The sequence below is a fragment of the Aerococcus sp. UMB1112A genome (assembly GCF_030230715.1).
Classification (GTDB): Bacteria; Bacillota; Bacilli; order Lactobacillales; family Aerococcaceae; genus Aerococcus.
Genome location: NZ_JASPDS010000006.1, coordinates 15,903 through 36,597 on the forward strand (window position 1 = coordinate 15,903; position 20,695 = coordinate 36,597).

The following is a 20,695-nucleotide window of genomic DNA, read 5'->3' on the forward strand; positions in this document are numbered from 1 at the left end:
TATGGCCGAAAATACTATCAAGAAGACCAATAAACCGCCTTTTTCTTGGCGGGATGAAGTGGGCTATATCTTTGGAGATATGGCAGGTTCTTTCGTTAACTTATTTATTGATGCTTTCTATTTGACCTTTTGTACCTATGTCCTGGGGGTGAGTCCTATCTTCATGGGGAACCTCTTTCTAGTCGCCCGCCTCTTCGATGCCATTAATGACCCGGTTATTGGGTCATTCCCTGACCGCTGGCGGCTAGGGAAGAAGGGGGACAAGTTCAAGCCCTATATTAAGATTGCTATGTGGCCGCTTGCCCTCGCTAATATCCTCTGCTTTACGGATGTGTCTAGCTTTAGTGATACGGCCTTACACGTTTGGGTCAGCTTTGCTTATATCTTGTATGGGATCTCCTATACCGGAACTTCCATGCCTTTCGGTGCTATGGCCAACGTTATCACGGACAAGCCTGAAGAACGGACCAAGCTATCACGGGCCCGCTCAATTGGTGGGACAGTAGTTGGCTTCGGTGCCTTATCGATTGTCCCTCTCTTTGCTTGGGATGCCAACAATGCCCCAATCCCTAAGGCTTTCTTCATTATTGCGGTTGTTTTCGCCATTCTTTCGCTCTTGGGCTATACTGCCTTAATGAATATGACCCACGAGCGGATTGCAGAAGCGCCCAAAGAAGAAACTTTCAACTATTCGCTTGTGATTAAGGATGCCTTCCGCAACCGTCCTTTAATCGGTGTCATGGTCGCAACGGTTGGGTCTCTGATCTATATTACAGGCAATAGCCAACTCGGACAGATCATGTTCAAAGAGTACTACAATCGACCTGATATCCTCGCTTATGTGAACTTCGCCTCCTTATTCGTTCTCCTAGTCGCCCTACCCACCGTTCCTCGCTTGGCTAATAGCTTGGGTAAGCAAAAGACGATCCTCTTTGCGGTAACAGGAAACTTCATCCTGTCACTCTTCTTGATGCTAGTTCCGATTGCTAACCCTTATCTCTTTGCCGCCCTGTTCATTATTGCTAACATCGGACAGACCTGCTTTACCATGTTGATTTGGGCACTGGTTTCTGATTGTTTGGACTACCATCAATTTAAGTTTGGTTATCGTAGCGATGGTTCGCTCTATTCCATCTATACCTTCTCGCGTAAGATAGGATCGACCCTCGCCTCAACCTTAGCCAGCTATGCCCTAGCAGGAATCGGCTTTGTCTCTGGGGTTGCTGCCCAATCAGCCGAAGTTTCCCAGCATATTCGCTTGCTCTATACAGCTGTTCCGGTTGTGACGACTATTCTTGAAATCATCGGGATTGGTCTCATCTTTAACTTAAATAAAGAAAAAACAGACGCCATTTATGAAGAGCTCCAAGCTGAGCATCGTAAATAATAAAAGAAAATAAATCAAAAATGGACCTCAGGCAGAAATATTCTGCTTGGGGTCCATTTTTGTTTTTTATGAAGATAATTATTCAGATAGAGAATGCTCGCCTTTGAAATCACTTGCATAGAGCACGGGCTCTTGGCTGCCCAGGGGAATGGTGGCTTGGGAGGGCCGGAGTTGGCCTGTATTTTCATCCCTACCCTGGACGAAGTAGGTTGAAGCAGGATCTTGTGCGGTTCGGACCAGGTACTGGGTCGCGTTGTCCTGGTAGCGGTTGAAGAGGACCCGGGCCTGGGTGCCCTCAAAAGCGGTCAGCATGGCATAGTCGCCCATAGAATCGCCAAAGACCATGAGGGGGTCTTTGCCGTCATGGCGGGGCTGGATCAGGTCTTGGATGCAGTCCACCTTGCCTTGGCTCTTAGTGACGTAAGTGCCAGCTGCGACTTGGTCTGTCAGCCGCCCATTGGCATCGCAGGCAATCTCCATGCCGAAGATATTTTCAGGAGCGATGGCATAGTCACCGAGCACAACGGCCATTTGAACTAGTAGCCGGGGACTGGCCGAGACGATATAGGGCCGGATCCCATGGTCGGTCAGGCAGGCGAAGAGCTGGTGGACCTCCTCGGGAAAGTTGAGCCCCGATTCAAAGGTCGCTTGGACAGGACCGGCTAAGCCTGGATGGTCGCTCGAAGACTGGAGGATGACCTGGTCGAAGGGAGCTTGTAGGTTGCTTTGGAGGGCAGCCTGCCCAATCTGGCAGAATTCTTCGGGCAGGAAGCTCTTGAAGAGATAGGTCGGCCAGGTCTGACCGGCAACCTTGTCAAAATGGGTATTGATCAGGTTATAGAAGAGACGGAGCTTGGCCGCAAAGCTAGCATAAGCGGGTTGACTTTTGACATCATCCTGGTGGTAGAGCTCACGGTAGAGAGTATCCAGGTCTTGAACCAAGTTGGTCAGGCTGAGCTCGGGTCGGTTGAAGAAAGTTTTTTGGTAGTCAAAAGGACCGGAGCTGAGCGTCTGGCAGAAGTCATCGGGCGTCAATAAATAGGTGAACTGGTCCAGCATGGCCATCATCAGGCTATCTTCAATATCGTTGAAGACAGAGGTATTATCAAAGTCAAAGACCGCATAGTGGCCAGCATGGCTGTAGTTGGTGATGAGATCCTTGAGTCTTTGGTGGAGGCTGGCTTCAAAATTGCCTTGGGGGAAGTCGATTGGCATAGGAGACTCCTTTCTTATTTTTATGTATTGTAGCAGAAGGGGGAGGGGATCGGAATCAAATTTACAAAAACCAAATATTGAAATATTGTTGATATTTAATTTACAAATTAACACTAAAATTACAAAAATCTTACCCAAATTCAATCGATTCTTGACATTAGCTTGCTACACTAAATAGCGTAGCATTTTAGCTCATTTAAGTAGACTAAGAACAAAAAGGAGAAAATGAAATGAATTGGAAAAAGTTAAAATATATTGGCTTGGTGACCCTAGCATCACTGAGTTTAGCAGCATGTGGCTCAACGGAAAGTGTTAATGAAAATCAAGTTGATTTAAATAGCCTTTCTTTAGAAGAAATTGAAGAGAAAGCCAAAGAAGAAGGGGGCGTTAACTCTGTTGGTATGCCAGATGATTGGGCAAACTGGAAAGAAACTTGGGCCGACTTAAATGAAAAATATGGTCTTGAACATTCTGATACAGATATGGGATCAGCTGAAGAATTAGCAACTTTTGAAGCTGAAAAAGAGAATGCATCAGCAGAAATTGGTGATGTGGGGATTGCATTTGGTCCCTATGCTGTCGAACGTGATGTCGTGATGCCGTATAAAACTTCGTATTGGGACGATATTCCTGATTGGGCTAAGGATGACGAAGGCAATTGGCTATTAAGTTACACAGGTACAATGGCATTCTTAGTCGATACAGAAGCGGTCGATGAAACTCCAACTTCTTGGAAAGAAGTAGCAGAGGGCGATTATAAAGTGACTATCGGCGACGTTGCTGGTGGTAACCAAGACCAATTTGCAGTCTTAGCTGCTGCAATGGCTAACGGTGGGGATGAAACAAATATTCAGCCAGGACTTGACTACTATAGAAAGTTGGGTGAAGAAGGTCGTTTAAACACCGTTGGCTATAACGCTGGGACCCTTGAATCTGGTGAACATGAAGTTGTTCCAATGTGGGACTTTAATGCATTAACTATGCAAGATACTTTAGACTCAGAACGCTTTGAAGTGGTTATTCCAACAGACGGGACAGTAACTAGTGGCTACACCACAATTTTAAATAAATACACTCAACGCCCTCACGCAGCAGCTTTAGCGAGAGAATATATTCTTTCTGATGAAGGACAAAACAATTTAGCGAGAGGCCATGCTCGTCCAATCCGTGAAAATGTTGAGCTTGACCAAGACGCAAAAGATGCCTTACTTCCAGATGAAATGTATGAAAGTGCTCGTCCTGTAGAAGATTTACAAGCATGGAATGACTTACTGGAACAATTAGGAACACTATGGCAAGACAATGTTATCACACATTTAAAGAATTAATTTAAATCAATGCAAAGGCTCAACTATTTCAGTAGTCTGGGCCTTTATTATTTTTAGGAGGATATCATGAAACAAGGATTGGGAGTGTTTAAAGCTTTCATCACGGTCTTCTTCTTGCTAATACTAGCGGTATTGGTTTATCCCGTGATAACGATGATACTAGCGAGTTTTCAAGATGCAGCTAGTGGTGCTTTTACGCTGAATAATTATAAAGAAATTTTTACCACAAACATTTACACGGAAGCCTTTAGAAATTCTATCTTAATTTCTCTATATTCAAGCTTAGTGGGGCTATTCGTTACCTCTTTAGCAACATATGCGATTGTATCTTATTTACCTAAAATGAGAGAAGCCTTTTTGGTTTTAGCTAACTTAACGAATAACTATGTCGGGGTACCATTAGCTTTTGGTTTTATTATTCTGCTAGGTAATTCGGGTGTATTGGTGATGCTTGACCAAGTATTAGGTTGGAATATACTTTCTGATTTTAATATTTATTCATTAACTGGTTTACTGATTGTATTCATCTACTTCCAGTTACCGATGGGGATTACTTTATTGATTCCAATTTTCGATGGCTTAGATAAAAGATGGTCTGAAGCAGCAGAACTTCTCGGCGCTAATAGCTTTCAATATTGGACGAAGATTGGTTTGCCAATTCTTGCACCAAGTTTAATCGGAACGTTCTGTATTATGTTCGCTAATGCGATGGGGGCCTATGATTCAGCGATCGCATTGACTGGTTCAAGTATTAACTTATTATCAGTTAGAATCGGAAATACGGTATCAGGAGACCTGTTCGCTAAACCTGAGATTGGATCGTCACTAGCTGTCGTACTTGCTATGATTTTAGCGATTAATATGGTATTTGGTCATTATGTTTCTAATCGACTAAGGAGGGACCTACGATGAGTAAAATATTCAAACCTTTAGTAATTTTTATATTACTAGCCTACTTACTCATTCCACTCATTATTACAATTATTTATTCTTTCTCAAGTTCGTGGACCTTTAGTGTCTTACCAGATTCCTTAACTTTAAAATGGTATATTCAACTATTTTCAGATCCAGAGTTCCTAATGGCGATTGCAAGAACAGTCTTTCTTGCTACAGTGACAGTAGTGCTTTCTTTAGCGGTGATTGTGCCAACAATTTTTGCAATTGCTATTTATTTCCCTAAGTTAATGAAATACATTAATTTGATCATTATCTTCTGTTATTCACTACCGGGTGTTATCTCTGTTATGTCGCTTTCAGAAGCTTATAATTCAATTGGAGTACCTAAGATGATCTTACTATTTGGTTCATATGTGGTGGGCACTTTACCACTGATGACATTGGGAACAACAAATAGTTTACGTTCAATCAATGCTAAGGAATTAATTGAATCTGCAGAAATTTTAGGCGCTAGTAAATTAGAATCTTTCACCAAAATTATCTTGCCTAATATCAGTAACGGGGTCATCTCTTCAGCTCTGTTTATCTTCTCAGGTTTATTTGCTGAATATGTCACTGTTAACTTATTACTAGGTGGTAAATTTACGACGATTCAGATCTATTTACGGGAACAATTAACAGCTAATGGGCACTATTCGAGTGCTATTGTTGTGACCTATTTCACCTTAGCTACTTTATTTACAGTAATCGCGCTGGTTTTAGTTAATAGAAAGCGAGTTAAAAAAATATGAGTTATATCGAGATAAAAAATGTTACCAAGAGTTATGATAGTAAAGAATTAATTCTGAAAGATCTAGACCTTAATATGGAAGAGGGGTCTTTAAATACTTTGTTAGGCCCTAGTGGCTCTGGGAAGAGTACATTATTAAGATGTATTGCGGGTTTAGAAGAGATCAATAGTGGCGAGGTCTATATCAATGGAAAACGTGTAGATCAACTGCCACCGAGGAATCGGAATCTTGGGATGGTTTTCCAACAGTATGCTTTGTTTCCTAATATGAATGTCTTGGACAATGTAAAATTTGGTCTGGAAATGAAAAAAGTAGACAAAAAATTGCAGGAAGAGCAAGCGCTTGAAATGATTCGTTTGGTTGGCTTAGAAGATAGAAAAGAGGCCTATCCAAGACAATTATCAGGTGGACAGCAACAACGTGTTGCTTTAGCGAGATCCTTGGTCACTCGTCCAGATGTTTTATTACTCGATGAGCCTTTAAGTGCTTTAGATGCTAAAATCCGTATGCAACTTCGTGAATTGATTAAAGATATTCAGAATGAATTAGGAATTACTGTAATTTTGGTAACGCATGATCAGGAAGAAGCTATGACAATGAGTGATTACATCTTTGTTATGGAATCAGGTAATATTGTTCAGCGTGGAACACCTTCTGAAGTTTATCGGAGACCTGAAAATCGCTTTGTTGCTAATTTTATTGGAAATCATAATGTCTTTGAAGTTGAAGATTTCCATAATTTTTCAGATTATGCTTTAGGGCCAGCTTCTCTAGTAGCAATTCGTCCAGAAACTCTATCTTTTGAACCCCTAGAGGATGCCATTAAAATTCATGGAAAGATTCAAAGAACCTCTATGCTGGGATCTATTTTGCGGTTCAATGTATTAGTTGGTGACCAAATTATTAAAGTTGACCAATTAAACCGGACTAAAAACTTTAGAGAAGATGGCGAAGTTGTTGATCTCTATCTCTCTAAAGATGACTTGATTGTTGTTCGATAAAAGGAGGAAATAAGTTATGACAAAGATTATACAGTTAACAGACTTACATATCGGGAGTAGCCTTCCTTTTAATGAATTAGATACACAGACACTTTATGCAGTTCAAGAACTCGTCTCACTAGAAAACCCTGATTATTTAGTTCTATCAGGAGATGTCATCTGGAGCCATGTGCCTCACTCCCTTCAAAATTTTGAAGAAGTATTAAAGTTCTTTGATAGTTTGGAAGTACCTTATGCAGTTACTTACGGCAACCATGATTCTGAAATTTTCTACTTGCAAAATAAAGTTAACAAGCTAGCTGAAAATGGTTCCAATGATTTAGAAAAGCTGTTAAGTGAAAATGAAGAATTGGCTAGCTTTTATTATCAACGCGATGAAATTGATGTTTATGGTCGAGCTGAACTGAATGATTTGGTTCGTTGCTCTCAGAATCATGTTTGTAAAGAGAAGCTTACGGTCGTGAATAATCGAGAGATGTATGTAGTAAGCATCGATGAGCAGACCCAACTTCTGATTGTTGACTCAGGCGATTATGACGAAACTGAAACGGGGCAATATGCGTATTTGGAAGATCAGCAGATTGATTGGATTATTGAGCAGACCCAGGATCCTTCTAAAAAAAGTCATTTGTTTATCCATATTCCTATTCCTGAATACGCTCAAGCCATAATAGATGGGGAAGCCGAGGGACACCAGAGTGAAGAAGTTTGTTCATCTGTGCTTAATACTGGTTTATACGCTCAAATAAAAATTAGAAATAGTAACATCGTTGCTATTTATGCTGGTCACGACCATGAAAATGATTTTGTATCAGATTTTTATGGAATTAAACTAATTTATGGCCGCTGTTCTGGTTACAATGCTTATGGCGACTTGAGCAGAGGCGCTCGAGTAATTGAAATCTCAGATAATAGTATGACGACTTATATTAAAGAATTTGCCTAGTTAGTAACTAAATGATGTTATTTAAGACAGACATAAAACAAGCAAAAATTAAAAAATTTAAGAATTTGTTTTTGCCAATCCTGATTGAGCAAGTATTTATGATGTTGATCATGAATGTTAACGTATTTTTGATTTCATTAGTTAATGATCGAGCGATTGCTTTAACTGGGTTGACTGATCAGATTATTGCGATTGGACAGTTGTTGTTGGGGATTGTCTCTTTAGGCAGTACTATTTTGTTTCTACAAAATGCTGATAAAGTTCATCTGGATTATATTCGAAAAATTTTTCAACAAAGCTTGTTGTTAAATGGTTTACTCTCTTTATTAATTACTTTGGTATTTGTTATATTTGGAAGCAATTTACTTCAATTAATTAATTCTCCAGCTAACTTGATAGAGACTGGTAATATCTATCTGCAACTCTTAGGTTGGAGTCTACTGCCTTTAGGAATTTCAAGTAGTGTTAATGCACTTCTTAGGAGTTATGGTAAAGTTCGAGCAGCAATGTATGCGTCGATTTTGAATACCTTGATTGTTGTTAGTGGGAATGCTTTCGTAGTTTATACCCATTTACTTGATAATGCAGTCATTGGTATTGGTATTGCTACTTTAATTATGAGATGTTTGGGCGTATTCATTAGCTTGCTCATCTTGAAGAAGGACCTGCCTAAGATTTTTGAGCTCAAATGGTCATTTCATTTAGAAGATTTAAAAATTAGTTCAAAAATTTTACGACTCGGAGTTCCTTCGGCTATGGAGAACGTTTTTTACAATATTTCTCAGCTATTAATAACAGCCGGGATTGCTTCTCTTGGCGTTGTCTCTTTATCTTCTAGAATTTACACGCAGACAATTACTGCTATTATATTTACCATATCTGTTGCAGCTGGTCAAAGCTCACAGATATTAATAGGTAAAGCGATACGAAAGGAAGATATGGATCAAGGAACAGCAACGGGTCGAAGTATTGTTAAAGCATTCTTTTCTCTCTCAGTCATCTTAAATGTCATTATTGCTTTACTAGGTCCTCTGCTTATTCAAATTTTTACAGAGGACGAAGTTATTAAGCAAGTTGTGACAATTTTATTGTGGTTGAGTATCTTGTATGATCCTTTTAGAGCAAGCAATGAAATTTTGATTGCTAACTTAAATGTTGTCGGCGATGTACGCTATCCGGTTATTGTTGGTGTATTGACGACCTATTTATTTACAGTTCCTGTTAGCTTAAGTCTGATTTATTTCTTTAACCAGGGTTTAATTGCTGTTTGGTTTGTCTTTATTGTAGACGAGGCACTTCGAGCGGTAATATTCTATAGACGATGGACACAGAAAAAATGGCTGCTATCTGGTAACCTTAGCTAGATAGAATCTAAACACACTATATCAAAAGACCAGCCCTTCATTTCGATAGGACTGGTCTTTTCCATGTTATAAGTTTAATTTTTCTGATAGCGATAAGCGTGGTTGAGCGGCCCATGTCCATGGCCGAGGTCCAAGCCAGCAGCAATGGCGCCTGTGAGATAGACTTTGGCTTTTTGGATGGCTTCTTTTAGGGGATAGCCTTGGGCCAGATAAGAGGCGATGGCACTGGACAAGGTACAACCCGTCCCGTGAGTGTTGGGGTTGTCGATGTGGGCAGCTTGGAGCCAGTGCAAACCGTTCGTGTCGGCAAGGACATCCCAAGCCTTGCCTTTGAGGTGGCCGCCTTTGATGAGGACGGCTACTTGGTAACGGTCAGAGAGGGCCTTTGCGGCTTCTTCCATACTGGCTTCGTCTGTAACTTCTTGCCCGTAGAGGACGCTGGTTTCTGAGAGGTTGGGCGTGATGACCTTGGCCAGGGGAATCAAGTCTTCCTGGAGGGATTGGACCTGGTCGGAGGCGAGGAGGCTAGCGCCGCTGGTAGCTACCATGACCGGGTCGAGAACGATGTTTTTGAGCTGATAGTCCTGGATCAGGCGGGCGATGCAGCGGATGGAGTCAGCATTGCCGACCATGCCAATCTTAACAGCATCAGGCCGGATATCGTCGCACACACTGCGGATCTGGGCTTCTAGGAGCTCGGGGGAGACGATCTCACTGGCTTGGACGCCCAATGTATTTTGGGCCGTGATAGCCGTGATGGCGGTCATGCCAAAAGTTCCCGTGGCTTGAAAAGTTTTGAGGTCAGCTTGGATACCGGCGCCGCCTGAGGAATCGGAGCCGGCTATGCTTAAGGCAGTTTTCATTTAGTGCTCCTTTCGATATTGCTTCCAGCTAGAGACGAGATCTTTGGCAGCCTGGCCAGGATCTTCGGCAGTGGTGACAGCCGAGATGACGAAGAAAGAGTCGACCCCGGTCTGGGCCAGGTCAGGCAGGTCAGCCAGAGTCACGCCGCCTCCTATAGTGACAGGGATGGGGCTCACCTGGGCGAGCTGCTCCAGTTCATCGTAGGTCCGGGTAACCAGGTCCTGGCCTTCGAAGTGGCCTGCTTCCGGCTTGGATGGGGAGGCGTGGAGGGGGCCGGCACCAAAGTAATCGACTTCGCTGACATCTTCATGTTTCACATAGTCGATTAATTCGAGAGCCGTGGCAGACAGACCGATAATAGCGTCGGGACCTAAGTATTTCCGGCAGAGGGCGACGGGCAGGTCGGTCTGACCAACATGGATACCGTCCACCTTGGCACCAGCTTCACGGGCTGCCAGTACCACATCCAGGCGGTCGTTGACGACCAGGGAGACCTTGTCCTGGAGGCCCATCTTTTTAATCAGGTCAGCTGCCTGGATGGTGAGTTCGATCCAGGGCTTGGCATCGAGGACCTTGGACCGGATTTGGATGAAGGTGAAGCCCGCCTCCAAGGCCAGTTGGATGATGTCAAGGGGCGAGCGGTCGGGAGTATTTTCAGGACCGATGATGAGGTAGGCAGAGAGGTCAAAGTTTTTTCGTGCCGACTTCACTAGGCTTCCTCCTCTCTCTGGCAAGGATTAGAAGCGATGGCTTCGGGACTGGCTTGGTAGAGTTCATCTAGTAAGTGCATTTGGAAGGAGGCGGGGCCTTGGGCTTTTTGGGCGGCACGTTGACCGGCATAGTTGAAGGCATTGACACCGCTTAGGGCAGCGGTGAGGGGATCGGCCTTAGCGGCGTAGACTGCCAGCAGACCACCCAGGGCACAACCGGCGCCCGTAATATGGCTCATGAGCTCAGAACCTCCAGAAGAAGCGTAGACAGCCTGGCCATCGGTGACCAGGTCCACTTCACCGGAGACCACGACCGCGCCACCCGTTTCTTGGGCGAGGAGCTGGGCCGCTTGCCGGGCTTCCTGGGGCGTATGCAGGCTGTCGACCCCCTTGTTAGCGACGGATTGGTCCTGATCGAGAAGCCCCCAAGCCTTGGCCAAGCCCATAATTTCACTGGCATTGCCCTTGATGATTGTGGGCTTAGCTTCCTGCATGCCACGGAGGAGTTCCGTGCGCAGACCGCCCATGCCTACAGCTACCGGGTCGAGAACCCAGGGCTTGCCGGCTGCATTGAGGGCCTTGATGGTTCGAGGGATGCTCTCCTGGTAGAGGGGGAAGATGGTTCCCACGTTGATGTAGAAGGCTTCTCCGGCTTGGGCCATGGCTGCTCCTTCATCCGCCATGTAGACCATAGCTGCCGAGCCACCCGCCGCGATTTGGGTATTGGCTACTAGGTTAATGGTCACGGTATTGGTAATCGAGGGGACCAGGGGCTGGTCTGCCTTAACTGCCTCGACACAGGCTTGGATGGCCTCTTGCATTGATTCTTCCATATTGAATTCCTCCCATAAAAAAAGACAATCTCATTCTTTTGAGATTGCCAATTAGCTGCATCTAGCCACACGAAAAAATATCTTCCCTACGCAGGCATTATCCTGACAGGTTCAATGAGTCTAATCTCAGCCAATTGGCACCTCAATTTTTCTTTATTTACAGCCACTTTAAAACAAAGCGCAGTCCTTGTCAAGGAAGATGTTGTGTCGGTTTAATTGGGAGTGCTCTCGTAAGTTGTCGGCTCCCTATTTGCACTCAGGGGTCAGCGAAGACAAGTTGGCTTTTGGAATTTGCCTGCATGACGGCTGAGGACAAATAGCCGACTGGAGTTTGCCTTCAGGGCCTATCGAATGCAAATAGCCAACTTCAATTTGACTTCAGGCTTTGCCGAGCACAAATAGCCAGTTTCTATTTGCTCTCAGACCTGGTGCACGCAAATAGAGGAGTGCAAGCCTTGTACCAAGCATCCCAAGCTACCCGCATTTGTTCAGACCCTTTAGTCGGGTTCACAAGAGCAGCTTTGGAGTGCTTTCGCAAGTCAGAAACGTGCAAGCATGGCTTGCCCTTATTCTGACTTGCTCCAAGCATCCCAAGCTAATCGCTCTTGTTCACACCCTTTAGTCGGGTTCACAAGAGCAGCTTTCGTGTCACTTCACAAGTCTCCGCCGCAGCCTTTCAGACTGCTCTGGCGACTTGCTCCAGTGAACGAAAGCTCCCCGCTCTTGTTCACACCCTGCTTAGTCGGGTTCACAAGAGCAGACTTGAAGTGATTTCAGCTCATCAAAACGTCTGACTGGCGTCAGCCTTTTTTGATGACCCTCCAATCATTCAAGTCTACCCGCTCTTGTTCACACCCTCTACTTATGGTAGAATCTGAACTGATTGTGTTGTACATTGGCCTGGATTAGTGAACTTTATGGTAGCGCTTACATAGGTGGACTAAGGTGAATGGCAACAGGATACACTAGATAGAAATGAGCGAGTATTGTGAGTAGATTGTGGTCGGATATGCGGGAGCTCCGGGTCCCGCATACCTATGTTTTGTTGTTTGCTTTTATTGTGATTGCGGCTCTGATGTCTTGGGTCGTGCCAGCGGGGGAGTTTGCCCGGACTATGGTGGATGGCCGGGAGGTGATCGATCCTAACTCCTTCCGCTATGTGGCCCAGCAGCCCCAGGGAATCTTTGATATTTTAAAATCCTTGCCAGCTGGCTTCGAGCGGAGCCAACATATTTCTTACTTCCTATTTATCGTGGGCGGTGCTTTTGGCGTGATGAACCAGACTGGAGCTATTGAAGCGGCGCTCAGCCGCCTGGTCCACGCCTTGCGAGGAAAGGAAACCCTAGTGATTCCGTCAGTTCTTCTGATTATGGGGATCGCCGGGTCGACGATTGGTTTGAGTGAGGAGACCATCCTCTTCATTGCCCTGGGCGTGACTCTGGCTCGGGGCATGGGCTATGATGCCCTGGTTGGTGTGGGGATGATCGGCCTGGGCGCTGGTCTGGGCTTCACCTCGGGCTTTATGAATCCTTTCTCAGTTGGGGTGGCCCAGTCCATCGCTGACCTGCCCCTCTTCTCGGGGATTGGCCTCCGCCTGGTCCTCTTCGCAGTCGTTTGGCTGTCGACAACCGTTTACCTGATGCGCTATGCGAAAAAAGTCAAAGCAGATCCCAGCCAGTCCATTGTCTATGAGGAAGAGCAGGCGGCCAAGGCTGAGGAAGCGTCGGAAGGCAAGACCAGTGAGACCCTAGCCTTTACCCGCCGCCAGCAGATTATTGCAGCGATTTTTGTGCTGAGCTTCGTGGTGATTGCGGTCGGCGTCATCGGTTACGGCTGGTATATTACGGAGATCGGCGCTGGCATCCTAGCCGGCATGGTTGGCGGCCTAAAAGCCGGTCAAATTGCGGATGGCTTCATCGAAGGGGCCAAGGATATGGTCTATGCGGCCTTGATTGTGGGCCTGGCCCAGAGCCTGATTGTCATTCTCGAAGACGGCATGATTATTGATACCCTTATCCATGCCATGTCGGACGCCATCGCCAACCTGCCGAGCGTCCTGAGTGCCGTGGGGATCTATGTGGTCCAGGTGATCATCAATTTCTTTATTTCTTCAGGGAGTGGCCAGGCGGCGGTTACCATGCCGATTATTGTGCCCCTGGCCGATGCCCTGGGCGTGACCCGGCAAACCGCTGTCCTCTGCTACCAATTGGGCAACGGCTTCCTGGATTCCATCATGCCCATGTCCGGCATCCTCATGGCTCAACTGGCGATCGCCAAGATTCCTTATAGTAAGTGGGTCAAATTCGCCATGCCCCTGATGTTGATCTGGCTCTTAATTGGCCTGGTCTTCGTCATTGCAGCGCACCTGATGGGTTACGGTCCATTCTAGAAAGAAGGTATATTATGGGAAAAGAACAACTAAGTAAAATTTGTGCAGATTTAAGAGAAGAATTCCAAGCCTTGAGCGATTATATTTACGACCATCCCGAGCTTGGACTGGAAGAGTATAAGTCCTCCCAGGCTCACGCTGACCTCTTGGAAAAACACGGCTTCCAAGTTGAAAAACCTTACCTGGGCTTTGAGACCGCTTTTCGGGCGACTTATGATTCTGGCAAACCCGGCCCAACAGTAGCTTATCTCTCAGAATACGATGCCCTGCCTGAAATCGGGCATGGCTGCGGCCACAACATGCTGGGGACTGTTGACACAGCTGCCGGGATTGTTTTGTCCAAGGTCCTGGCTGAGACAGGTGGACGCGTCGTGGTCTTGGGCACGCCCGCCGAAGAAACGGACGGGGTCAAGGTGGACATGGCCGCCGCCGATACCTTCGATGACATTGACGTGGCCCTCTGCACCCACCCCTCCGATGCCAACACCAAGAGCGGCCCCTCTTTGGCCATGCAGGCTCTCGAATTCGAATTCTTCGGTAAGAATGCCCACGCCGCGGCGGCACCCTGGCAGGGAATCAATGCCCTTGACGCAGTGATCAACCTCTTCAACTTGGTCAATGCCCAACGCCAGCAGATCCTACCGACCGCCCGCGTCCACGGGGTGATCAAGGATGGGGGCGAGGTCGCTAATGTGATCCCCGACTACACCCGGGCGCATTTTTATGTGCGGGCCCGCGACAAGGCCTATGTCCAAGTCCTGCGCGAGATGATGATCCGCATGGCGGAGAGCGCCGCCCAGGCAGCTGGCTGCACCATGAAGTATCGTAACTATGAGAAGACCTACGACGACATGGTCACCAACCGGCCCCTGGACGACGCCTACAACGCCAACGCTGAAGCTCTAGGTGTGGAGATGTTAGATCCCGATCCCAATGAAGTGGTCGGGTCCCTAGACATGGGCAATGTCAGCCATGTCGTGCCCGCTACTAATCCTTACTACGGTATCACTAACGGCCAAAAAATCTCCGGCCACACCCCCGAATTCCGCGACTGTACCAAGACAGAAGCCGGCTACCAGGCCATGATGACTACCATTGAAATCCTGGCCCGGACCGGCTACGACGTCCTCAGCGATCCTGAGCTGCTTAAGGCCATCCAAGCAGACTTTGAAGCAGAATAAGCAATCAAAAAAAACAAGCCGGTGTTCTCCCCAAGCTAGGGAGGGAACACCGGCTTGCTTTGTCTTTCTTTGTTAAATCATATGGGTGAGCTTTCGTTGCGCTTTTGTATTTGGAGGTGCATGCTAATTGGATGAATGTTCTTATCACGAAACCAGCTAGGGAGTATTTTCGCAAGTTGCCGTCTCTATTTGCACACAGAGCTTTCGAATGCAAACTGCCAGCTTCTATTTGCTTTCAGACCATCCGAGTGCAAATAGCCAGTTTCAATTTGCTTTCAACCCTGCCGAATGCAAACTGTCGCCTTCAACTTGCTTTCAGACCAGCTGAGAGCAAATAGCCGGCCTCTATTTGCTTTTGAGGCAGCTGCGCGCAAATAGGAATAACGAAATAAGTAGGCAGGTGTTCTTCCCAAGCTAGGGAGAACACCTGCCTACTTTCTTTCCTACATGGCTTAATCGAAGGGGATTGTCAACTAGGTCTGGTTGAATCATCTTGAACAAGGGCAAATTCTGATACGAGATATCCAGAAGCTCTCAATTTAACCCCCATACCTGCAGGGGAGATTGAGATCCTGCATTTTGCCCGAGGGGAGCTGGAGGTCGGTGAGCTCTTGGTTGACTTGGCGCAGGGCCTGGAAGTAGTCGATATAGGGTTCATTTTCTTGAGTCCCTTGTAAGTCAATGAAATGGTAGCGCCGGGCCTTGATCGTCGGATCGCTGGTTAAGGGCAGATCAAAAATCTGGGCAATCTCTTCGTCGGGTTCTGCTTGGACCTTGGCTTGGTTGAGTTCAGGAATGGGTTCGGCCTGACAGGCAAAAAGAAATAGGCAAGCGGTAGCGAGGCTTAGTTGACCTTTCTTCATAATTAATCCTCCCTGGAAAAGCTTCTAAGTCTAGGATAGGGCAGCGCTTACAGGCTGTCAAATGAGAAGGTAAGGGTAATTTATAAGCGAAAAACTCGCCCAATTTGGAGAGAAATCCAAACGGGGCGAGTCTTGCTTGTGGGAGAAGCTGTATAGTTAATATCTTTCTTTGACTTTGGAGAAGAATTGTTTGGCCCGGTTGCTCTTGGGCTGGTCGAAGACTTGGTCGGCGGGGCCGGCTTCGAGGATGTGGCCTTGATCGAGGAAGAAGACGCGGTCAGCGACTTCGCGGACGAAGGCCATTTCGTGGGAGACCAGGAGCATGGTATAACCAGCTTGAGCGATTTCCTTAATGACACTGAGGACCTCGCCAACGAGTTCAGGGTCGAGGGCAGAGGTGGGTTCATCGAGGAGGAGGAGCTGGGGCTCTAGGGCAATGGCTCGGGCGATAGCGACCCTCTGCTGCTGGCCGCCCGATAGCTGGTGGGGGTAGTGTTTCTCATGGCCTGCCAGGCCGACCCGGTGGAGTTCCGTCTTGGCCTTGGCTTGGGCCTGGTCAGCTGGAAGCCTCTGGACGGTTACTAGAGCTTCGGTCACATTCTCAATGGCAGTCTTCCGCTTAAAAAGATTGAACTGTTGGAAGACCATGGCTGTCTGGCGACGGATTTCGGTAATCTCATCTGTTTTTTGGCTGGTGAGCGAATAAGACTCGCCATCAAACTTAATCTGACCCTGATCAGGCGTCTCTAAGCGGTTGAGACAGCGGAGGAGGGTCGACTTGCCGGTGCCGGAAGGTCCGATAATGCCAACCACTTCTCCTTTTTGGATATCGAAGGACAAGTGGTCCAAGACGGTCTTATCTGCAAACGATTTACTCAATTCATTGATGTGGATCATGGCTTAGGCTCCCTCCTTCACTTGGGGTGCTTGGTCTGGTAAGGCCAGACGTTTTTCAATCAAATAGAAGATCAATTCGAGGAGAATGGTCACCAACCAATAAATAAGAGCTAGTGCGATATAGACTTCGAAATAACGGTAGGTCTGGCCGCCGATAATCTTCCCTTGGGCGGTCATTTCGACGACACTAGTTACAAACGCCAGGGAAGTTCCCTTGACCAGAGAGATTAGGGAGTTGCCGAGCCCCGGGATAGCGATGGTTAGGGCTTCTGGGAAGAGGATCCGTCTGAAGCACTGGCCCTTGGTCATTCCCACCGAATAGGCAGCTTCAATCTGCCCCTTGTCAACAGACAGGAAGGCCCCGCGGAAGATCTCGGACAGGTAGGCCGACTGGTTGATGCCCATGGCTAGGATGGCGAAGACATAACCTGGAATGCCATTGACATTGAGCTGCCAGCCGAACTGGGCGTTGAGGTACTTCAAGAAGAGGGGCAGACCGAAGTAGGAAATATAGAGCTGGACGATAATCGGTGTCCCGCGCACAAAGGAGACATAGAGCCGGGCCAAGGGGGTTAGGATAGGAAGTTTTTCTAGGCGGATGAGGGCGATGACAATCCCCAAGACTAGTCCTAGGACCATGGCGAGAGCAGTTAATTCGAGGGTAACGGGGAGGCGTTCGAGTAGTCTGGGGATGGCCTCCAGCATGTAGTTAAAGTCAAATAATTTCTCCAAGATAACACTCCTTTGCAATCACTTAGTTGGTCGGTCCCTGCTGCCAAGGCGTAAGGTCAGGCCCCTTAGGCAGGATGTTGTGGCTGTTGCCGAAGAGGGCCTTGAGATGGGGCGACCGGTAGTAGGATGCCTTGATGAAGTTAAAGTCGGTCGTCTGCCCAAAAGCAGGGATCTGGTAGAGCTCTCGGGCATAGCGCCAGAGATGGGGATAGTCTCTGAGCCGACGTTCGCGGCAACGAAATTCATCATAGTAGACCACGTCGTAGCGGGCCAAGGAAGGGTAGAGTCTCAGATCGGCATCGGTCAACTGGTCTCCGCAGAGATAGCGACTTTGGCTCAAGCGATCTTCTAGAAAGTCTAAACTTTCAAATAAGTTATCATAGGCTTGCTCGTAAGCCGACTGACTCTCCGCAAAGCCAACCTTGTAGAAGCCAACGTTAATTTCTTCATAGATGAGTCGGTTGAGACGGTCAATCTCTGGACGGAGGGCTTCAGGGTAGAGGTCAGGGGCGCCTTTAGCGTGGAAGTCCTGCCAGACAGTCTCTAGCTGGAGGGTCAGGGTCTTGTGGTCATTGTTGACCGCCTGACCGGTGCGGAGGTCGACAATGAGGGGAACGGTGGGACGGAGGTCATAGTCCGGAATGCTGCGCTGGTAGAGCTCCAGAGTTGACCTAGCCCCTGTGAGTGGATCACGGCCGCCGGGATAGTCGGAGAAGACCCAACCCTCGTCTGTCCGGTAGGGGCCGGTTGCAGAGATCGGAATAATCGTGTCCAAGCCCAAGAGGTGAATGGCGATCACGACTTTGTGGGCATGGGGACAGGCGGGCATCCAAACCAGCTGGTAGCGGTTGGCTTCAGGTTTTAGGCCCCCTTCTTCATAAGAGAAGGGCTTAGACAGGACATTACCCTGCTGGACAAAAGACCCATCAGCCTGAATTTCCTTAGCGAAGACAGGGTGTTTGCTCATGTTTAACCTCCTTAGTTGAAGCGGTCGCGGTCATGGGGGGCATTCCAAATAGACGTATCAGGCCCCTTAGCCAGGATATGGTAGGGATTATGACCGACATTACCTAGCGAATAGCCCATCTTGATCTGGGTAAAATCAGTTGTGGAGCCAAAGCCCGGTGTCTGGTAGAGGTCCTTGGCATAGTTCCAGATGTTCGGGAAGTCGATGATGCGGTTGCGGTTGGCCTTGAATTCAGGATAGTAGGACACGTCGAAGCGGGCCAGGGTCACATAGAAGCGGATGTCGCTATCCGTAATTTGGTCACCGAAGAGATAGCGCTGTGTGCTCAAGCGCTCTTCCAATTGGTCCAAGCGGTTGAAGAGCAAGTCGTAGTTCTCTTCATAGGCTTCCTGGCTTTGGGCGAAGCCGCACTTGTAGACCGCATTGTTGACCTCATTAAAGAGCATATCGTTAAATTCACGAATTTCGGACTGGAGAGCCTTAGGGAAGAGGTCCGGAGCCCCTTCTTTGTGGAAGGGCTTGAACTCTTCCTCCCAGTAGTAGGTGAGGTTGAAGTAGTCATTGTTGACCACCTTGCCCGTCTGCGTATCGACAACAGTTGGCACGGTAGCCCGACCTTCATAATCAGGATCCGTTGCAGCGTAGATTTCAGGCAGGTATTTATAGTCAGAGCCTGGTAAGATGCCCCCATTAGGATCTTCGGAGAACTCCCAGCCTTCATCCGTCCGAACGGGTTTGGCAGTGCCCAGAGAGATCACATCCTGGAGGCCTAAGAGTTCCCGGGCGATCACAGACCGGTGGGCCCAAGGGCAGATGGGCGCCCAGAGCAGGCGGTAGCGACCGGCTTCAACCGGCAATTGGCCTTGTCCATCACCGAATGGAGTGTCAAAACGGTTCTTCTGGCGGACAAAGGCACCAGATTCACTGATTTCATGGGCATCTTCTCTACGCGCAATGTGGTCTTTAGTCATGATTATCGTCTCCTTTACTTGGTGAGTAGTCTTTAGCGACTAAGATACAGTCAAAAGGTGGTTCGCCGGTCACTTCCTGGCTGATGACTCGGTAGCCTTGTTTCTCATAGAAGGCCTGGACAGCTGTCCTGGAATTGATCAAGAAATGTTGGCAACCGGATTCGGCCAGCCAGGCTTCAGCGGCTTGAACCGCTGCCCGGCCGTAGCCATGTCCCTCCTGAGAGGGAACAGTGGCTACCCGTTCAATCTGACCGGTTTTGGGATCAATCTGACGGATCCGGCAAGTGGCGACAGGTTGCTCGCCTTCCATGACCAGGATATAACGGCTATCTGCTTGGTCATCGGCGAACTCCAAGGGCAGGGGCGCAGAGAGAGGGGCTGGGTTAGAAGCCGCAATACGGATATAATGGACACCTGCTAGCTGCCAGCCTGGACCTTGAACTCGGTGGATTTCCATCTCATTAGCCTCCTAGTTTAAGGGTTTCTCATAGTGTTCTTTGGCAGGGGTTTGGTCCTGGCCGAAGTGTTCTTCAGTTAATTTCTTAATGGTGCCATCCTCAGCCATTTCCTTGAGTACTTGGTTGACTTCATCGCGCAGGGCTTGCCCCTTGTCATTCTTAGCGAAGAGGAAGTAGGCCAAGATGGAAGAGTTCAAGTAATCCTTATCTTGGTCACTCATCGGATGGGCTTCCAGTTGGTCATAGTGGTAGTTCTCCTGGTTAAGGTTGTAGATCGGATAGTCATCGATCGCAAACTTCTTCGGATCCGCTTCAATCTGTTGGTATTTCACCGGTATTTCAGCGTCTGAGTATTCGATAGTGATCGGCTTGTCGGGATGGTCTTCGTTATACTTCTTGACCGCAGCGGTATTGTTGGTTGAAGGGTCGCCGATATAGGTCAGGCCAGCTTGAGCGGCTTGGTCGAGGCTCTCGATTTTATTATCTTTGTGGTGGATAAAGCAATACTTGGCATTGTTATAAGGGTAGGAGTAAAGATAGTTTTGAGCCCGTTCTTCGTTGTAGCTAAAGTTATTGACCCCAATATCATAGTTGCCAGTATTCACTCCAGTGAGGACTGAAGGGATATCAGTGAGCTCTAATTTAAGCTCGCGATCAGGCAGGCGCTTGAAGACTTCCTTGATGACATCAATGTCATAACCGGTTAAATTATTCTGGTTGTCAACGGTGACATAGGGGGGGGGCATTCCGCCTGTCCCTGCTACGACAGTGGCTGAGTCAGCTTCGCTAGATGCTGACGAGGCAGTCGAGCTGGCCCCACTGTCAGCGAGGGCACAGCCCCCGAGGAATAAAAGGCTCACAAGGCTGAGACTGAGGCGTTTGGTTAATTTATTCATAATGG

20 protein-coding genes and 1 riboswitch are annotated in these 20,695 nt (G+C 47.5%); of the genes, 9 read left to right on the top strand and 11 right to left on the bottom strand.

The window, feature by feature from the left end; genetic code table 11:
* The first annotated feature begins 1 nt into the window (after position 1).
* A complete protein-coding gene (locus QP860_RS04710) occupies positions 2-1,387 on the top strand; it encodes an MFS transporter (RefSeq protein ID WP_070620514.1) in 1,386 nt (461 codons plus the stop codon).
* A 78-nt stretch (positions 1,388-1,465) separates the two neighbouring features.
* Here the strand turns inward: QP860_RS04710 and QP860_RS04715 are convergent, their stop codons facing one another.
* The gene (locus QP860_RS04715) at positions 1,466-2,602 is read right to left on the bottom strand and encodes a haloacid dehalogenase-like hydrolase (RefSeq protein WP_284912264.1); all 1,137 of its coding nucleotides are present in this window, start codon (positions 2,600-2,602) and stop codon (positions 1,466-1,468) included.
* Between the two features lie 230 nt (positions 2,603-2,832).
* Between QP860_RS04715 and QP860_RS04720 the strand changes: the two genes are divergently transcribed.
* From QP860_RS04720 to QP860_RS04745, 6 genes are all read left to right on the top strand, one after another.
* Positions 2,833-3,930, top strand: a complete 1,098-nt coding sequence (locus QP860_RS04720) for an ABC transporter substrate-binding protein (RefSeq protein ID WP_284912265.1) — start codon at positions 2,833-2,835, stop codon at positions 3,928-3,930.
* 66 nt (positions 3,931-3,996) lie between these two features.
* Positions 3,997-4,842, top strand: coding sequence for an ABC transporter permease (locus QP860_RS04725; protein WP_284912266.1), 846 nt, complete (start codon positions 3,997-3,999; stop codon positions 4,840-4,842).
* Positions 4,839-5,618: an ABC transporter permease gene (locus QP860_RS04730; protein ID WP_284912267.1), complete on the top strand. Its 780-nt coding sequence runs from the start codon at positions 4,839-4,841 to the stop codon at positions 5,616-5,618. Before QP860_RS04725 ends, QP860_RS04730 begins: the two co-directional genes overlap by 4 nt.
* Positions 5,615-6,619 (top strand): ABC transporter ATP-binding protein, encoded by a 1,005-nt coding sequence (locus QP860_RS04735; protein ID WP_284912268.1) that lies wholly within the window; start codon positions 5,615-5,617, stop codon positions 6,617-6,619. The genes QP860_RS04730 and QP860_RS04735 overlap by 4 nt, the downstream gene beginning before the upstream one ends.
* 16 nt (positions 6,620-6,635) lie before the next feature.
* Positions 6,636-7,565, top strand: a complete 930-nt coding sequence (locus tag QP860_RS04740; protein ID WP_284912269.1) for a metallophosphoesterase — start codon at positions 6,636-6,638, stop codon at positions 7,563-7,565.
* Between the two features lie 14 nt (positions 7,566-7,579).
* Positions 7,580-8,929 carry an MATE family efflux transporter gene (locus QP860_RS04745; RefSeq protein ID WP_284912270.1) on the top strand — a complete coding sequence of 450 codons (1,350 nt, stop codon included), beginning with the start codon at positions 7,580-7,582 and terminating at the stop codon, positions 8,927-8,929.
* 74 nt (positions 8,930-9,003) lie between these two features.
* Here the strand turns inward: QP860_RS04745 and thiD are convergent, their stop codons facing one another.
* The 3 genes from thiD to thiM are packed head-to-tail and all read right to left on the bottom strand — an operon-like array spanning position 9,004 to position 11,336.
* Positions 9,004-9,792, bottom strand: coding sequence for a bifunctional hydroxymethylpyrimidine kinase/phosphomethylpyrimidine kinase (thiD, locus tag QP860_RS04750; protein ID WP_284912271.1), 789 nt, complete (start codon positions 9,790-9,792; stop codon positions 9,004-9,006).
* Entirely contained in the window at positions 9,793-10,503 is a 711-nt protein-coding gene (locus QP860_RS04755) for a thiamine phosphate synthase (protein WP_070620523.1), read from the bottom strand.
* Positions 10,503-11,336 (bottom strand): hydroxyethylthiazole kinase, encoded by an 834-nt coding sequence (thiM, locus tag QP860_RS04760; RefSeq protein ID WP_070620525.1) that lies wholly within the window; start codon positions 11,334-11,336, stop codon positions 10,503-10,505. The genes QP860_RS04755 and thiM overlap by 1 nt, the downstream gene beginning before the upstream one ends.
* Before the next feature lie 66 nt (positions 11,337-11,402).
* Positions 11,403-11,491: riboswitch (TPP riboswitch) on the bottom strand.
* A gap of 833 nt (positions 11,492-12,324) precedes the next feature.
* On the opposite strand from thiM, the gene QP860_RS04765 reads away from it, so the two are divergent.
* A complete protein-coding gene (locus QP860_RS04765; protein WP_284912272.1) occupies positions 12,325-13,725 on the top strand; it encodes a YfcC family protein in 1,401 nt (466 codons plus the stop codon).
* Positions 13,726-13,739: 14 nt separating this feature from the next.
* Complete coding sequence (locus QP860_RS04770; protein WP_284912273.1) at positions 13,740-14,906, top strand: M20 family metallopeptidase; 1,167 nt, start codon at positions 13,740-13,742, stop codon at positions 14,904-14,906.
* A 539-nt stretch (positions 14,907-15,445) separates the two neighbouring features.
* Here the strand turns inward: QP860_RS04770 and QP860_RS04775 are convergent.
* From QP860_RS04775 to QP860_RS04805, 7 genes are all read right to left on the bottom strand, one after another.
* A complete protein-coding gene (locus QP860_RS04775; protein WP_070620534.1) occupies positions 15,446-15,769 on the bottom strand; it encodes a hypothetical protein in 324 nt (107 codons plus the stop codon).
* A gap of 156 nt (positions 15,770-15,925) precedes the next feature.
* Positions 15,926-16,666, bottom strand: coding sequence for an amino acid ABC transporter ATP-binding protein (locus QP860_RS04780; RefSeq protein WP_070620537.1), 741 nt, complete (start codon positions 16,664-16,666; stop codon positions 15,926-15,928).
* A gap of 3 nt (positions 16,667-16,669) precedes the next feature.
* Complete coding sequence (locus QP860_RS04785; RefSeq protein WP_141744624.1) at positions 16,670-17,398, bottom strand: amino acid ABC transporter permease; 729 nt, start codon at positions 17,396-17,398, stop codon at positions 16,670-16,672.
* A 22-nt stretch (positions 17,399-17,420) separates the two neighbouring features.
* Entirely contained in the window at positions 17,421-18,365 is a 945-nt protein-coding gene (locus tag QP860_RS04790) for a glutathione S-transferase C-terminal domain-containing protein (RefSeq protein WP_070620540.1), read from the bottom strand.
* Between the two features lie 11 nt (positions 18,366-18,376).
* Complete coding sequence (locus tag QP860_RS04795) at positions 18,377-19,336, bottom strand: glutathione S-transferase family protein (RefSeq protein WP_070620544.1); 960 nt, start codon at positions 19,334-19,336, stop codon at positions 18,377-18,379.
* Positions 19,329-19,793: a GNAT family N-acetyltransferase gene (locus QP860_RS04800; RefSeq protein WP_070620547.1), complete on the bottom strand. Its 465-nt coding sequence runs from the start codon at positions 19,791-19,793 to the stop codon at positions 19,329-19,331. The genes QP860_RS04795 and QP860_RS04800 overlap by 8 nt, the downstream gene beginning before the upstream one ends.
* A gap of 12 nt (positions 19,794-19,805) precedes the next feature.
* Positions 19,806-20,690 carry a transporter substrate-binding domain-containing protein gene (locus QP860_RS04805; protein ID WP_284912274.1) on the bottom strand — a complete coding sequence of 295 codons (885 nt, stop codon included), beginning with the start codon at positions 20,688-20,690 and terminating at the stop codon, positions 19,806-19,808.
* Positions 20,691-20,695: the final 5 nt, after the last annotated feature.